The organism is uncultured Tateyamaria sp., assembly GCF_947503705.1.
GTDB lineage: Bacteria > Pseudomonadota > Alphaproteobacteria > Rhodobacterales > Rhodobacteraceae > Tateyamaria.
In genome coordinates, this window is sequence record NZ_CANNES010000003.1 from 144,490 (window position 1) to 159,093 (window position 14,604).

Annotated in this window: 20 protein-coding genes; 8 read left to right on the forward strand and 12 right to left on the reverse strand. The window is 59.6% G+C overall.

Annotated elements, in window-relative coordinates; all coding sequences use genetic code 11:
- Positions 1-30: 30 nt before the first annotated feature.
- Complete coding sequence (locus Q1A44_RS09310) at positions 31-1,419, forward strand: MATE family efflux transporter (protein WP_299623407.1); 1,389 nt, start codon at positions 31-33, stop codon at positions 1,417-1,419.
- A 5-nt stretch (positions 1,420-1,424) separates the two neighbouring features.
- On the opposite strand, the gene Q1A44_RS09315 is transcribed toward Q1A44_RS09310, so the two are convergent.
- Complete coding sequence (locus tag Q1A44_RS09315; protein ID WP_299623410.1) at positions 1,425-1,838, reverse strand: hypothetical protein; 414 nt, start codon at positions 1,836-1,838, stop codon at positions 1,425-1,427.
- Positions 1,839-1,857: 19 nt separating this feature from the next.
- Entirely contained in the window at positions 1,858-3,060 is a 1,203-nt protein-coding gene (locus tag Q1A44_RS09320; protein WP_299623414.1) for a pyridoxal phosphate-dependent aminotransferase, read from the reverse strand.
- 105 nt (positions 3,061-3,165) lie between these two features.
- Between Q1A44_RS09320 and Q1A44_RS09325 the strand changes: the two genes are divergently transcribed.
- From Q1A44_RS09325 to Q1A44_RS09335, 3 genes are read left to right on the forward strand one after another with little or no spacing between them, the layout of a single operon-like run.
- The gene (locus Q1A44_RS09325) at positions 3,166-3,564 is read left to right on the forward strand and encodes a helix-turn-helix domain-containing protein (RefSeq protein WP_299623417.1); all 399 of its coding nucleotides are present in this window, start codon (positions 3,166-3,168) and stop codon (positions 3,562-3,564) included.
- Positions 3,557-3,841, forward strand: coding sequence for a succinate dehydrogenase assembly factor 2 (locus tag Q1A44_RS09330; RefSeq protein ID WP_299623420.1), 285 nt, complete (start codon positions 3,557-3,559; stop codon positions 3,839-3,841). The genes Q1A44_RS09325 and Q1A44_RS09330 overlap by 8 nt, the downstream gene beginning before the upstream one ends.
- Before the next feature lie 57 nt (positions 3,842-3,898).
- A complete protein-coding gene (locus Q1A44_RS09335) occupies positions 3,899-4,417 on the forward strand; it encodes a winged helix DNA-binding protein (RefSeq protein ID WP_299623424.1) in 519 nt (172 codons plus the stop codon).
- Between the two features lie 17 nt (positions 4,418-4,434).
- On the opposite strand, the gene Q1A44_RS09340 is transcribed toward Q1A44_RS09335, so the two are convergent.
- The 5 genes from Q1A44_RS09340 to Q1A44_RS09360 all read right to left on the reverse strand — a co-directional run bounded on the left by Q1A44_RS09340 (position 4,435) and on the right by Q1A44_RS09360 (position 8,715).
- Positions 4,435-5,181, reverse strand: coding sequence for a DUF1194 domain-containing protein (locus Q1A44_RS09340; protein ID WP_299623428.1), 747 nt, complete (start codon positions 5,179-5,181; stop codon positions 4,435-4,437).
- Positions 5,178-5,816, reverse strand: coding sequence for a DUF1194 domain-containing protein (locus Q1A44_RS09345; RefSeq protein WP_366942598.1), 639 nt, complete (start codon positions 5,814-5,816; stop codon positions 5,178-5,180). Before Q1A44_RS09345 ends, Q1A44_RS09340 begins: the two co-directional genes overlap by 4 nt.
- Before the next feature lie 56 nt (positions 5,817-5,872).
- Positions 5,873-6,301, reverse strand: coding sequence for a VOC family protein (locus tag Q1A44_RS09350; RefSeq protein WP_299623435.1), 429 nt, complete (start codon positions 6,299-6,301; stop codon positions 5,873-5,875).
- Between the two features lie 69 nt (positions 6,302-6,370).
- Positions 6,371-7,753 (reverse strand): hypothetical protein, encoded by a 1,383-nt coding sequence (locus Q1A44_RS09355; RefSeq protein ID WP_299623438.1) that lies wholly within the window; start codon positions 7,751-7,753, stop codon positions 6,371-6,373.
- A 5-nt stretch (positions 7,754-7,758) separates the two neighbouring features.
- Complete coding sequence (locus tag Q1A44_RS09360) at positions 7,759-8,715, reverse strand: thymidylate synthase (protein WP_299623442.1); 957 nt, start codon at positions 8,713-8,715, stop codon at positions 7,759-7,761.
- A gap of 210 nt (positions 8,716-8,925) precedes the next feature.
- Here Q1A44_RS09360 and thyX point away from each other — a divergent pair, with 210 nt between their 5' ends.
- Both thyX and Q1A44_RS09370 read left to right on the forward strand, forming a co-directional pair.
- Positions 8,926-9,831, forward strand: a complete 906-nt coding sequence (thyX, locus tag Q1A44_RS09365; RefSeq protein ID WP_299623446.1) for an FAD-dependent thymidylate synthase — start codon at positions 8,926-8,928, stop codon at positions 9,829-9,831.
- Positions 9,832-9,890: 59 nt separating this feature from the next.
- Positions 9,891-10,412 carry a hypothetical protein gene (locus tag Q1A44_RS09370; RefSeq protein ID WP_299623449.1) on the forward strand — a complete coding sequence of 174 codons (522 nt, stop codon included), beginning with the start codon at positions 9,891-9,893 and terminating at the stop codon, positions 10,410-10,412.
- A gap of 521 nt (positions 10,413-10,933) precedes the next feature.
- On the opposite strand, the gene Q1A44_RS09375 is transcribed toward Q1A44_RS09370, so the two are convergent.
- The gene (locus Q1A44_RS09375; RefSeq protein ID WP_299623452.1) at positions 10,934-11,182 is read right to left on the reverse strand and encodes a hypothetical protein; all 249 of its coding nucleotides are present in this window, start codon (positions 11,180-11,182) and stop codon (positions 10,934-10,936) included.
- 169 nt (positions 11,183-11,351) lie between these two features.
- On the opposite strand from Q1A44_RS09375, the gene Q1A44_RS09380 reads away from it, so the two are divergent.
- The gene (locus Q1A44_RS09380) at positions 11,352-11,639 is read left to right on the forward strand and encodes a hypothetical protein (protein ID WP_299623455.1); all 288 of its coding nucleotides are present in this window, start codon (positions 11,352-11,354) and stop codon (positions 11,637-11,639) included.
- Between the two features lie 49 nt (positions 11,640-11,688).
- Here Q1A44_RS09380 and Q1A44_RS09385 read toward each other — a convergent pair whose 3' ends face one another.
- Positions 11,689-11,895 (reverse strand): cold-shock protein, encoded by a 207-nt coding sequence (locus tag Q1A44_RS09385; RefSeq protein ID WP_299623458.1) that lies wholly within the window; start codon positions 11,893-11,895, stop codon positions 11,689-11,691.
- A gap of 187 nt (positions 11,896-12,082) precedes the next feature.
- Between Q1A44_RS09385 and Q1A44_RS09390 the strand changes: the two genes are divergently transcribed.
- Positions 12,083-12,400, forward strand: a complete 318-nt coding sequence (locus Q1A44_RS09390) for an ArsC/Spx/MgsR family protein (RefSeq protein WP_299623460.1) — start codon at positions 12,083-12,085, stop codon at positions 12,398-12,400.
- Here Q1A44_RS09390 and Q1A44_RS09395 read toward each other — a convergent pair.
- Genes Q1A44_RS09395 through Q1A44_RS09405 form a run of 3 tightly spaced genes read right to left on the reverse strand, consistent with a single transcriptional unit; the run spans position 12,386 to position 14,559 of the window.
- Positions 12,386-12,931: a DoxX family protein gene (locus tag Q1A44_RS09395; RefSeq protein ID WP_299623463.1), complete on the reverse strand. Its 546-nt coding sequence runs from the start codon at positions 12,929-12,931 to the stop codon at positions 12,386-12,388. The two genes, Q1A44_RS09390 and Q1A44_RS09395, sit on opposite strands and share 15 nt — an antisense overlap.
- A 3-nt stretch (positions 12,932-12,934) precedes the next feature.
- Positions 12,935-13,693: a DNA-binding domain-containing protein gene (locus tag Q1A44_RS09400; RefSeq protein WP_299623467.1), complete on the reverse strand. Its 759-nt coding sequence runs from the start codon at positions 13,691-13,693 to the stop codon at positions 12,935-12,937.
- Positions 13,694-13,698: 5 nt separating this feature from the next.
- On the reverse strand, positions 13,699-14,559 hold the full coding sequence (locus Q1A44_RS09405; protein WP_299623470.1) for a DUF692 domain-containing protein: 861 nt from the start codon (positions 14,557-14,559) through the stop codon (positions 13,699-13,701).
- Positions 14,560-14,604 lie beyond the last annotated feature (45 nt).

A 14,604-nucleotide genomic window follows, 5' to 3' on the forward strand; every position in this document is an offset into this window, starting at 1 on the left:
AAGTTGGCAAAGCAGGCGTAAGCCTGTCTCATGTCCACCCGTTTGCTGTCATATCCCGCGCATATGCGCGCTATCATGGTCCTTGGCCTGCCGCTGATCGGCGGGCATCTGGGGCAGGTGGCCATTGGGGTGACCGACACGGTCATGCTGGGGTGGTACGGCGTCGACGAATTGGCCGCGCAAACCGTTGCAGGCTCTTATTTCTTTGTGCTTTTCCTTGTGGGTTCGGGTTTTGCCTGGGCGGTAATGCCCATGGTGGCGTCTTACCAGGCCGAGGACGATGAGGTCAGCTTGCGGCGTGCTACGCGCATGGGGCTATGGCTCAGCATGGGTTTTGCGGCCCTCGCCATGCCGCTGATGATCTGGTCCGAACCTTTGCTGCTGGGCTTGGGGCAAACCGACCAGGTGGCCCGCGACGGGGCCACCTATCTCGCTATCGCGGGCTGGGGGATTTTCCCGGCACTGGTGGTCATGACATTCAAAAGCTATCTCGCCGCCCTCGAACGCACCCAGATCGTGTTCTGGATGACGGTTGTGGGGGCCGTGGCCAACGGGTTGGCCAATTATGCGTTTATCTTTGGCAATTGGGGCGCGTCCGAGATGGGGATCGCTGGGGCGGCCTGGGCTTCGATCGTTACACAGTTTGTCATGCTCATCGGCGTTGTGGCCTATGCGCTGATCGCGCTGCCCGAACACGGCATTCTCAACCGGCTCTGGCGACCCGATTTCGACATGCTCGGGCGGGTGTTCCGGCTGGGCTGGCCCATCGGGCTGACGACACTCAGCGAGGCGGGGCTTTTTGCGGCCACGGCCATCATGATGGGCTGGTTGGGGACGATCCCGCTGGCCGCGCACGGGATCGCGCTGCAACTGGCCTCGATCACCTTCATGATCCATCTGGGGCTGTCCAATGTGGCCACGATCCGGGCGGGCAACGCTTATGGGCGAGGGGACTTGCCGCATATGATCAAGGGCGCGCAGACTGTCATCGTTATGAGCCTGCTGACAGCGCTGGCCACAATCGTGGTCTTTGTCGCCATGCCAGAGCCGCTGATCAGCGTCTTCATGAAAAGCGATGAACCCGCCCGGGACGAGATCATGACCATCGGCGTGGTGCTGGTGGCCATGGCGGCACTGTTCCAACTGATGGATGGGGCGCAGGTGGTGGCACTGGGGCTTTTGCGCGGGGTGCAGGACACGCGGGTGCCGATGGTGCTGGCGGCGGTGTCCTACTGGGTGATCGGGCTGCCCTGCTCATACGTGCTTGGTTTTGTGTTGGGCTGGGACGGCGTTGGTGTGTGGCTGGGCCTCGTCGTCGGGCTGGGCTTTGCCGGGGTCGCACTGATGTGGCGGTTCTGGGCCGTGTCCGTGCCTGCCTTGCGCATGGGCGCGACGCCAGAGGTGACACCGACAGCCTGACGCCGTTACTCGGCCGCCTGACCTTTCATCAACCGATCCGCTTTTTTGCGGACCAGAACCGACCGCAGGTCATGCATCGCCAAAAGCAAAGCATCGGTTACATCCTCAAGCTGATCCTCGGTGGCACGCGATTGCGCCCAATGGGTCGTCAGGTTCAGGTAGTCTACTGCGCGGTGAATGTCGTCGATATCGCGGTAGGACAGCAGCTCGGTCCGCTCTGCCATCCATTCCTTGATCCGTGCCAGATCGTCCTCTGACAGCACCCGATCGCCATTCGGCTTGATCTCGCCATTTCGAATGTTGACGGTCGCGATCTGGTCCATCTCGATCCGCCGCTGACGGTTCTGGGTGTCGACGCGAAACACGGTCGCCCCGTTTTCGCGCACACGGAAATAGTATTCTGGCAGTTCCGCACCCATGATCTTCGCGCTTCCCTCGCTACGTCAAACCCGCACAGAACGTCGTGATCCGTGCGCAGGCTTCTGTCAACGCCTCGTCCGACGTAGCGTAGCTGACGCGAAAGTTTGGCGATACCCCAAAGGCGGCCCCGAAAACAACGGCCACGCCGGTCTCCTCCAGCAGAGCCGTGGCAAAAGTTGCGTCATCTGCGATCACTGTACCCGCAGCAGAGGTTTTGCCAATCAGCCCTGCGATGGACGGATAAACATAAAACGCCCCCTCGGGCACCGGGCATTCGATCCCGTCGATGGCGTTCAGCGCCTTGACCACCAGATTGCGCCGACGCACGAACATCTCATTGTGCGGTGCGATGAAATCCTGCGGGCCATCCAGAGCCTCAACAGCGGCCCATTGGCTGATCGAACAGGGGTTCGAGGTCGATTGTGACTGCACCTTGCGGATCGCCTTGATCAGATGCGCGGGACCGGCGGCGTAGCCGATGCGCCAGCCGGTCATGGCATAGGCCTTGCTGACCCCGTTCACGGTCAGGGTCCGATCCTTCAGGCCCGGTTCCACCTCGGCGGGGGTGCAGAACTCGAACCCGTCATAGGCCAGATGCTCGTACATATCGTCGGTCATGACCCAAACCTGCGGGTGACGCATCAACACGTCCGTCAGGGCCTGCAACTCCGCCCGGGTATAGCCGGCACCTGTCGGGTTTGAGGGCGAGTTGAAGATCAGCCACTTGGTCTTGGGCGTGATCGCGGCCTCAAGCTGTTCCGGCGTCATCTTGAAAGCGCTTTCAATGCCGCAGGTGATGGTGACGGGTGTGCCGCCGGCCATCAGAACCATGTCGGGGTAACTCACCCAGTAGGGCGCGGGAATGACCACCTCGTCGCCGGGGTTCAGTGTGGCCATCAGCGCGTTATAGAGAACCTGCTTGCCGCCCGTGCCCACGGTGACCTCGTCCGTGGTGTATTCCAGGCCGTTGTCGCGCTTGAACTTGGCGACGATGGCCTGCTTCAGCTCCGGTATGCCGTCCACGGCTGTGTATTTCGTGCGGCCCATGGCAATGGCGACGACGCCCGCATCCTTGATGTTTTGCGGCGTGTCAAAGTCAGGCTCGCCCGCACCAAGGCCGATAATGTCCTTGCCTTGCGCCTTGAGGGCGGCGACCTGTCCGGTCAAGGCCACGGTCGGGGACGGTTTGACGCGGTCGAGTGTCGCGGAAAGGAATGTCATGATGGCCTCTGGGCGCTAGATTGGATACCTGAACCCTCATAGGCGGGGTCCCACGCGCAATCAAGCGCCCGAACCTGCCAAAACAACAGTGAAAAGGTGACTTCAATGGACGACACCCACGATTGGTACAGCCCCGAGGCATCGACATTTGGTGATCGGGTGGCAGGGGCACGCGAACAGGCGGGCATGACCCAGAAACAACTGGCCAAACGTCTGGGCGTGCGTCTGGCGACATTGAAATCGTGGGAAGAAGACCTGAGCGAGCCGCGCGCCAACCGCCTGTCGATCATGGCGGGGCTGCTGAATGTTTCGATGATGTGGCTGATGAACGGCGAAGGCGAGGGCGTCGAGGCCCCGTTCGAAGCGGCCCCCATGTCCGACAACATGCGCGATCTGCTCACCGAAATGCGCGACCTGCGCACCGACTTGCTGCGCCGGGCCGAACAGGTGGGGCGGTTGGAAAAACGCCTGCGCACTGCATTGCAAGAGAGTTCCGATGGCTGAAGAGCTTTATGAACACCGTCTGAAGCGGTTGCATATGCGGTCCATGCGGCGCGGGATCAAAGAGATGGATTTGATTCTGACGGCCTATGCGGCGGACAATCTGGCGCACATGGATACGCCCGATTTGGACACCTATGACGCGCTGCTCAGCGAGAATGACCAGGACCTCTATCGCTGGGTCACCGGGCAAGAACCGGCACCGGATCGATTTTCTGACATGATTTCAAAGATTTCCCAGGCGCTGCAAGGTGCGGCGTCGGGGTCTGGCGGCGCTTAACCATATATTTCCGAATCTGGCTCATTTTCTGAGCATCAAATGAGTCGGAGAGCGTAGATGAGCATTCAGGACCCCATCCGCCAGCTTCCTGGTGCGGCCAAGGGCAATACGGACCACAGCTTTATGGTGGGCTACCTCGAAGCCTTGTCGCTGGTCGAACGATTGCACCGGCTGCTGCTCGACGTGATCAAGGACGAATTCGAACGCGTCGGCGTGCTCGAAATCAACGCGGTGCAGGCGCTGCTCTTGTTCAACATCGGCAACAACGAGGTGACGGCAGGCGAATTGAAAAGCCGTGGCTATTACCAGGGCTCAAACGTCAGCTACAATCTGAAAAAGCTGGTCGAAATGGGGTATATGCACCACCAGCGCTGCGAAATTGACCGCCGCTCCGTGCGGGTCCGCCTGACCGAAGACGGGCGCAAGGTGCGCGACGTGGTGGCCGATCTTTTTGAACGTCACGCCGAAGGGCTGCAATCCAAGGGCGTGCTGGGCCCCGAGGGGATCACCGACATCACCGGGTCACTCAAACGGATGGAACGCTACTGGACGGATCAGATCCGCTATATCTACTGAGCCGGAAAAACAGGTGTTTAGCGTGCTACGGGCGGCACTCCTGGCTGCGTGATGTCTTCGGAAAAGATCAGGGTTTCCAACTCCCGCTCCAATTTTCGCGCCATGGATTGGGCATATTCCTCAAACCCCAGCGCGGTTTGCACAAAACTGTCCTCGCCGACAATCACGTTGTGACGATAATAACTGGACAGCTCTGCCACATCCATCTGGCGTAAATCGCCGAAGGATGGCGCATCCGCCCCGATCACCAGCGCGTTGATGGTCACATCAGTGCCTGCGAGTTCTGCCTTCACGTCCTGCGGGCGGGGGCCCAGGTTCGACTTGCCGTCCCCCGATATATCCAGGGTCCGTTTCCAGCAATAAGACCGCTGCGCCAAAAATCCAACGCCGACACGCATCGCCAACCCCAGCGCCGTGCCCGGCGTGGTCTGGCGCCGCTCGGTCGTTTGCAGGTGGGCGATGACGCCATTCAAAATGGCCTCATCCGCGATCGTGGTCCAGGGCAGGATCACCGCCGGATCTTCCGGCCCGCTCCACTCATACACCAACAGATCCACCGGTGTTCCCGGCATGACGGTCAAGGCCTGACGCACCGACGGCGCGCCCAAGGCCGCGGCCAACCCATCAATCTGCAACCGGTATTCCAGCTGATCCACTGACCCCGACACGTCCAACCCCAGGGCCAGTGCCTGCCGACATTCCGCCACCGCGCCACCCGCCCAAAGGGCCAACACAGCCGCACAGGCTGCGCGCCGCCAGATCATCCGGCCCGACCCGCGCGGGGCAGGGCACCAATCACCGGCGGGGTCAGTTCCCGCTCCAGCTTGCGACGCATCGCCCGCTCATAGTCCTCAAACCCTTGGGCCACCTCCATAAAGGCACCCGGGCCCCACAACACTTCGTTCTGGTAAAATGAAATCAACTGGGTCTCTGAAGCGAACTCTGCCGCATTCACCACCAACCCATTCACGGTCACGTCGCGAAAGGGAAACTCGCGATAGGCCAATAACGGGCCAAAGCCCTCGTTGTTCTGACCATCGCCCGCCATATCAATGGTCTTGTAGAGGCATTGCGGCGCACGGCCCAACATCTCAGCACCATAACCCAGAGCATAGCCCATCGCGGTAGGAAACTCATTATGGGATCGCTCGCTGGCCGCCACCGTTTCGGCCGCCCGCAACAGGGCGGCGGGGCTGTCAATCAACAGCCAATCCAGAACAACCTCCTGATTATAGCGCCCCGACCACTCGTAAACGGCAAGGGCCACGGGATCGTCCGAGGCAAAGAACGCGGCCTGTACCTCGGGGGCCGTCAGGGCAGACACCAGCCCGCCCCGCTGCAACTGGTCTTCTGTCGCATCGACCGAAGAGGATACGTCGAGCGCCAACAACAGTGCCAAGCGACACGCCGCCGCCGGAGAGGCGGCGCAAAACAGCGCACATGTGGCGGCAAACCTTACCAAGAGCCGGTGTTTTCCATGCTGGCCCAAGGCTCTGCCGGGGGCAGGTTATCGCCCGCCTGAAGCAACTCGATCGAGATGTTGTCGGGCGAGCGGACAAAGGCCATATGCCCATCGCGCGGCGGGCGATTGATGGTCACGCCATTGTCCATCAGGTGCTGACACATCTCATAGATGTTGTCGACGCGGTAGGCGAGGTGGCCAAAATGGCGGCTGTCGCTGGGCAGGCCCTCATCGCCGTCCCAATTATAGGTCAGCTCGACCGGACATTCGGGTTGATCAGGCGGGGCCATGAACAACAGGGTGAAACGGCCCTTTTCGTTGTCATAGCGGCGGGTCTCTTCGAGGCCCAACAGCTTGTAAAAGGCAATCGAGGCATCGAGGTCTTTCACGCGAACCATCGTGTGCAGGTAAGTCAGGGCCATCCGGCGCTCCTTGCTAAGTCTGTCTGATGGCTAACCTAGCATGTCCACCGGCAGGGGCCAGCGCCGCTCTCAGAACTTTGACTGGATGCCGAGCGAGATGGTGGTCTCGCCGATCTCGAAGCGGTTCACATTTGACGACCGACGCCCCGTGCGCACCTGCACCGTGGGGGCAAAGCCCGCAAAATCGTAGTCGGCGAAAAAGAACGACACATCGCCATAAAGCGACTGATCCTCGCGTCCGCCCGCAACCGGGCTGACCAGCACATAGGTGTCGTAATCGGTATAGCCAAAGGTCACCCCGGTGGTGATCTTGACCGGCCCGACCTGCTTGCCAAAGGCATAGCTCGCCCTGACACTGGCCGTTCGGTAATCGGCATTGGTAAAGGCGCCGCTGACGTCCTGCACAGTCAGCCCGAGGTTCACCCTGTCACCGTTGTCGCGGCGGTGGCTGTAATGTGTGCCAAGCGTAAACACATCCACGTCGCGCAGCGAAGAGCGTGTCGAAAACCTTTTCTCGGCTGTGCCGGAGAAAGACAAACGGTCCGCTGGCGACAGGCGAATGCCGCGGCGCACCGACAATTTGCCAAAGTCATAGGACCGACTGCCGCCCGACCAACTTGCCCCGACCGCCCCGCTCAGCGTGACGGAATTTCCCTCTTTGCCCGCAGCGAACTGATGCTCCAGCCCCGCTTCGGCAAAGGTCGAGGCAAAGTCGCTGTTGCTGACAAAGGGGGCCGCCGCCTTGGCCGAGGCAGACAGATCAATCTGGCGCGTATAGATGCGCGCAGTGGCGTTGGTTTGCGAAGTCTTGTCGCGGGCCAGACGGTAGCGCAGCCGCGCATCGACCACGCCCACCACACCAGACAGTGCACGTGTCGCGCCGCCAAAAAGACCTTGGGTATAGGTGCCGTTGATCACCTCAAGCACGTTGTCAGTGCCGTTGTTCACATTGTCCGACGGGGCCACCGACACGGTCAGGTTAAAGCTCAGCGGGTTGGCGGCACGCACGTTCCGATAATCCGAGGCGAGCAGGTTCTTTTGCTTGTCAGTGTCGGCATGGGCGGCGGCGATGCGCAGCCAGGCTTGCGACAGGGTGGGGCGCTCTTGCTGGTAGGCGATGCTGGCTGCGGTGCGGGCCGCACCGAACTTGGCACCAGGGCTGTCACCATGGCGATAGGACAAGCGCACCGCGGCGCGGGCCAGTTTCGGGTTGTTCATGCGCGAATGGGCGGCGGCCAGAATGCCGTAGGCATAGGCATCCGTTTCGTCCGCCTGAACCAGACCCATGGCAATCTGGCGGGCCAGCTCAAAGTCGCCCGCATGCAGGGCCTGGCGCGCCAAAACCCGCGCCTGATCGAGCGAGATGGAGGCGCGTTCAGGCTGATCTTGGGTTTGTGGCACAGCCGCCGTCGCCCAAAGGGCCACGGCCACCGCAAGAGCCGCCCGGATCATGATGCTCAGGGTTGGACTGCGTTGACGCAGATCGGGTCAGTATTGCCCGCCACACACAGGTCCAGGACAAAGACGCCGTACTCGATCTCGTCGCCCAGGGCGTCCGAGAAATCTTCGATAAAGGTGCCGCCCGCCATGGCCGATCCATCCGTGCCGCCGATCACACCGGCAAAATCGCCAATGTCGACGCCCACGGGATCATCGGGTGCATCGGGGTTGGGATCGGTCGCGTCCACTTCGATGTTGCCGGTAAAGGTGCCATCGCCCGTCAACGTCCCGTCCACCAGAACGAGGTCGGCCAGATCGCCAAAGCCCGCGCCGAACACGGCCGTCCGGTCATAAATCTCGCCCTCGACCGACATGTCGTTCAGGTCCACGTTCACAAACATCAGCCCGGTGATATAGGCGGTCTGGGTCGGGGTGTTCACATCCGGATCAATAGGCTGGGTGATGGGCAACAGATCAGTAACCGGCCCCACGCCATTCAAACCAGCGGCATAGTTGCCATAATATGTCACGTCAAAGCGGCCCTCGGGCGCCGTGGGCGCGGTATAGGTGCCTGTGCGCTCAAAGAATGTCCCGCCAAAGAACTTGTTGAACTGCCCGCCCGTCATGACAACGCCCGCCTGCACGCCATCGCGACTGGCGACAAAGGCGGTGGCATGGCGACCCAGCGGATCGTTCTGGCCGGTAAAGGTGGTGTAACCGGGCGCAAAGGTGTTGCTGACAGCAGTATAGCTGTTGACCAGCGGCACACCATCCTGGGTCAGGCCCGTCACGGTCAAGGTGTTGTCCGACGCGTTAAAGCTGATGCGTTCCAGATCGCCCAGGATGTTGGCGGGCACATCGCTCGTTGCTGTACCGCCGCCCGTCGTCGTGTCGCCGCCATCTGTAAAGGGGTTACCGTCTCCGCACGCCGCGACCCCAAGGGCCAGCGCGCACACTGCTGCCGTTCGTTTCATGCCTGAAAAACCTTTTGCGGTTTATTATATCTGCCTCATTGCGGTCCAGAGTCTGCCCCAATCGCTAAAAAGTCAACGAATTCCTGCACGTTGGACGCGCGAGCGGCTGCGGGGCGTTGCCAAAAAACGACCTCTATATTGCGGTTCTCAGGGCGGCCTCCACCAGATAAGGTATAGGCCTGACAGATTCTGTGGATAAGGACGCGCCCCATGCCGCTCAGCCCCGACCAGCTTGCCGAAATCGACGCCCTGCGCGCCACGCCCCAGCCCACGCTGCGGGCGACCGTGCCGGGGATGGAGGCGCATTTGTACCACGCCCGCCCCGTGCTCGATCACGGCTTTGTCCGGGTCATCGACTATATGGGCGATGACAGCGCGATCTGCCAGGCGGCGCGCGTGTCTTATGGCAAGGGCACCAAGTCGGTGCAAAACGACGAAGGGCTGATCCGCTATCTCATGCGCCACTGGCATTCGACCCCGTTCGAGATGTGCGAGATCAAGCTGCACGTGAAACTGCCCGTCTTCGTGGCGCGCCAGTGGATCCGGCACCGAACGGCCAACGTCAACGAATACTCCGCCCGCTATTCGATCCTGGATCGCGAGTTTTATATCCCCGAGCCGGATGCCCTGAACGCACAATCGGTGGTCAACAACCAGGGACGGGGCGATGTGCTGGAAGGGGCCGAGGCCGCCCGCGTCCTCGAAATCCTCAAATCCGACAGTACCCGTGCGTATGATCATTACCAGGAAATGATTTCACAAGACGACCAACAGGGGCTGGCCCGCGAATTGGCCCGGATGAACCTGCCCGCCAATGTCTATACCCAATGGTATTGGAAAGTGGACCTCCACAACCTCTTCCATTTCCTGCGCCTGCGCGCCGATGCCCACGCGCAATATGAGATCAGGGTCTACGCCGACGCGATCTGCGAAATGGTCAAAGACTGGGTGCCCGCCGCCTACGGGGCGTTCGAGGATTACCGGCTCGGTGGCGCCACGCTTTCCGCCACAGCCCTTGCGTGCATCGCCCGAATGCTAAAGGGTGAAGAGGTCACGCAGGAAAACTCCGGCATGTCCAAAGGGGAATGGCGGGAGTTTATGGGGGTGATTGGGTGAGCGCCATTGCTTTGGCATGCCGTTTTCGATTTTGACAGTAGTGCTTTGTTTGCATTCCCGTGATCAGCGTAAATGAAATGGAAATTGAAAAAACAGCTTATGAGGCCAGCTACGGTCAGTTGCGTGCACAAAAGGAAGACCTAAAAGCTTTCCGTGCTCAAGCGTCATTCTGTGCTGCGATATCTGGATTGGTAGCTACTGCTTTCGCGACAATTTCAGCTGCAAACATGTTTACTGGGGAAGCAAAACACCAGTTCCTAAACATTTCGGTACATGAATGGTTGGTGTTGTCGACGTTTTCCTTGTCTATCTTGTTTGCGATTTTGGCGATTGTGGACTGGCGAACTGTGCGCTTTGATCTGGATCCAAAGACAGCGCTGCATTTTTCCGAATACTACGAAAATTACCCGGAAGATGGCTACCGATCCGCTGAAGCACAGTTGTACGCTTTGCTTGCTACAGAAGCAGACAGATTCTTCGATGAAAACGAAGGTGTCATTAGCAGAATAAAAACCTACATATTCCTTTCATCAATTTTTGCGTTTGCACAAATCCCGGCATGGGTTATGCTGTCGATATAATAAGGGTTGCTGTACAATGAGCGATGAGAAGAAACCTACCCCGCCGCCGCCTTCGTCGTCTAAGCCGACGTATCGCGAAGTCGAAAAGCAAGATGACAACGGCAAGTAAGCCAAATCGATGGTAAGTTTGACTGTGTCTGGAAGCAAGAAGCCACCCGCTCCGGCTCCGAAGCCACCTTCTTCGGCTAAACCAACGACACGCGGTCAAATGAACGACAACGGTAAGCCAACTAAAAAGTAGGGCATAGATCACGTTGTCAGCTCACTAAAATCAGGTTGTCTCAAAATTGCGCACTGAATTAACCTTTAGTTTTGCGTGTTCCGCACGGTAAACACCAAAACGTACAGAACTCCCCCAAAAATGTAGCTTTCTCAAAAGTCCTCTCGAATCGCTCCAAATCCACGGCTCCGAAAACGCACATTCCCCTGCCCAAACTGTACATTTCTCCCCAAATCGCCAGCCAAACCCCAAGGCCCAGCCGCCCAAATCCACCGGTTAACACAGCGTTCGGTGACCCCAATCACCGGACAAACCGCTGGCTCCGTTCCCGCAATTGTGTGACCAGAACGGGGTTCTCATCTTCCCATTCCTTAAACTCCAGGTACCCCAAACGGTGGCTCTGCGGCCCTGTCTCACCGTCTGCAAAGTGGCGTTTGACTTCGGCGTAATACCCCATGCAGGTTTCCCATTCCGGGGGCGTCAAATGCCGTTCTGCCGCCGCGATGTCGCAGGCGTAATAGAGCACAAGCACACGCAAAATTTCTGTCATGACATCCTCCGATCCGTCTGAATTGTCCTCAGCCTAGACACAATCAGGAAAATTTTAGGTAAATCATGCGTGCGTTGGTGTGAGTGGGCAAAAAATCTGGACTTATCAGCGCCTCAGAGGCAGGGTGTGCCCATAGATTTCGTGGTGAGTTCACAAAACGAGGGAAGATATGCGGTTTACACAGGTTCTGATGGCATCAGCCGCGATGACGCTGATGGGGGCCGTTTCGGCCATGGCAGACACGCCCAAGATTTATCCGGTGCACAGCAAACACAACTATTGCCCCGCCGGCCTGCAGCCGGTGTCGATGTCAGGCGTGATCTGCTGCGGCAGGCCAAACCAGTCCATGACCTATCAACAGGCCCTGGCGCACCCCGTCGCCAAAAAGCGCGTGCACTACGTGCGCCGCTCCAGCTCCAGCTGCCCTGTGGGCACCAAGGGCTGCACCTACGACTGACCTGATCCGCGGCGCGCCAACACCCGTGCCGCGCCTGATCTTGCAGCGTTTACAAGGGTTTGAGGTCGCCAGCCATTTGGCGGCCGTCGCGTCCTTCAAGCAGCTCGAACCCAACCTTCTGGTTGTCTGCAAGCCCGCTCAGTCCTGACCGCTCCACCGCTGAGATGTGAACAAATACGTCCTTGCCGCCGTCATCGGGCGCAATGAATCCGTAGCCTTTTGTGGTGTTGAACCACTTCACGGTGCCAGTTGGCATGTCCGTGCCTCCTTTTGCCTTGTCGTCTTGCCCCGCAAGCGAAGCATGGTGGCGGATGAGGCTCTGCGCGCTGCGCAATTCCTTAACCACTCCTTCAGAGATTGCCTCTGAGGGCCAAAATTCAAGGGATTTGGGGTGCATTCCGGCCTAAGTGATGCTTAATTCAACGCAAATGTGAGGTAAGGCCATGGAAATATACGGTTTAAAAACATGCGACACCTGCCGCAAGGCGATCAAGGCGTTGCCGGATGCCACCTTTGTTGATGTTCGTGCTCAAGGGGTGCCTGCGGACGTGATGGCGCGCGCCCATGCGGCTTTTGGCGCGGCCCTGGTCAACACCCGCTCGACCACATGGCGGGGGCTGGACGCGGCAGAGCGGGCGGCAGACGCCGCCCAACTCCTGGCCGATCACCCGACTTTGATGAAACGCCCGCTGATCGTCGATGGCGATCAGCTTTATCTGGGCTGGACGAAAGACGTCCAAGCCGCCCTAGGCGCGGCGTAGCGCCCGGTCAAAAGACAGCGGTCCGGCACCCTTAACCACCAGAACCAAAAGCAAAAATATCCAGAGTGACCGCTGGTCCATGATCAGGCTGCCTGACGGCGCATCAAACCAGCCGCCCAATACCAGCGCGTCGTCCCATTTGTTGTGCCCATAAAGGTCGGTCAGCGACTGGACCACGATAAAACCGATCATGCCAAGGGCCGACAAGCGGGTCAGCAGCCCGATGATGATCAGAGCAGGCAGGATGAACTCGGCCCAGGTGCCCAGCGTTACAACCGCCCAATGAAAGACCGAAAGCGCCTCGACGTCATAGCCCACGGCCTCCATCGCTTTTGGGAAAATCTGAGCATAGGCACCCAGCGACGGCGTCCAGAGCCCGGAAAACCCATCGCCGAGTTTGGTCAGGCCAGAGACCCAGAAATAAGCGGCCAGAACGGAGGCAAAGAGGAAACGGGCCAGCGTTGGCAATATCCAATCAACCCGCTCCAGCGGGTCAAAAACGGCGGCGTGCAAGCGAGACAGGGCAGTCATAAGTCAGTCCTTTGGGGTGTTGAGGTGGGTCAATGCGCCCTGCTGCACCAGCAATGTCAGCAGAGGCGAAAGGTCAAAATCGGGTGCGCGGGCGACGGCTGCGTCTTGTGCCGCCTCGATGGCGTCGCCATTCAGGATCGCACTGATCCACGCGGTTTCTGCGGGGTCCAGCGGGTGCGGGATTGGGTCGAACTCGGGCCGTGTGATCAGCACGGATTGTGCTTCGGCACGCGGCTTTGGCGCGCTTTCTTCCATGTTGAACCGCCAGATGTCATAAAGCGGCCAATCCGAGCGGATCAGGTGCATCGTGGGGGCAAACGTGAGCGTCGCGGCCAGCAGTGCCTCGGGTTGCACAGCGCCAAAGGCATCAGCGGGAAGCGGTGTGGTATCGGCTGCGTGATAAGAGGCGCGCATTGCGACCTCCAACCGGGCCACGTCTGCGAGGTATCCGATATGCTGCAACGGTTGAAAGGCCGCCAAAAAGGCAGGCATTTCAGCTCCGTAGTGCATCATCAGGGGTGTGCTCGGTGGGTGCGCGCGCGCAAAAGTCGGGGCAAGCTGATCAAAATTCTTATCGCCCAGCAATTTGCGCAGCACCGGAAAACTGGCCTTGAGCGCATCGACCAATGCCACTGTCACATTGTTGCGGTAGACGGCAAAACGCTTGGTGATCGGTTTGCCTTGCCCGATGGTCAGGCCGTTTGGCACGGGTTGCGCCGGGTCCAGCAATGCCGTGCGAAATTCGGATTGGCCACTGTGCATCTGATCTAGCGGTCGGCCAGCGCGGCCAAGGCTTGCTCGGCTCGCCCTGCCTCATCGCGCAAGCTGGGCCAATCGGGCACATCATTGTCCCATTCAACCAAAAGCGGCGTCGGGCCAGTAAGGTGCAAGGCGTAATCTAACAGGGTCCAGACAGGGTCGGCCACGGCGCGCCCGTGGCTGTCAATCAATAGCAGGGCACCGTCATCGTCCTGATCTTCGTCATGGCCACCCACATGGATTTCACCAACGGCATCGGTTGGATAGGCGTCCAGATATCCGGTCGCGGTATAGCCAAGATTGGTGGCCGAGATGAATACGTTGTTTACGTCCAGCAACAGGCCACAGCCCGTGCGACGCACCAATTCGCTCAGGAAATCGGTCTCGGACCAAGTGCTTTCGGCAAAGGCGAGATAGCTGGACGGGTTTTCCAGCAGCATTTGACGGCCCAAGGTGTTTTGCACTTGATCAATGTGCTCCGCCACGCGGGTCAGCGTCGCATTTGTATAGGGCAGGGGCAGCAGATCATCGAGAAACTCGGCCCCGTGAGTGGACCACGCCAGATGTTCGGAAAAGCTGGCAGGTTGCAGCCAGTCAACCAAAGTCTTGAGCCGCGCCAAATGATCTGCATCCAGTGCGCCTTCGCCCCCGATGGACAGGCCAACGCCGTGGACCGATATGGCAAAATCGTCCCGCAGCGCGCGCAGTTGCGCATGCGGTCGACCGCCATCGCCCATATAGTTCTCTGCATGCACTTCTAGCCATTTGACGGGGCCTGGGTCTGCGCGCAACGCACTGAAATGTTGGGATTTATATCCGACGCCCGGGGCGGCAGGCAGGCGGGGCGGGTGTCGCGTCGCGTCCAGCATTGCATGTCCTCCGGGGTGGTTGGTACGTCGGGCAAGGCGCTGCCC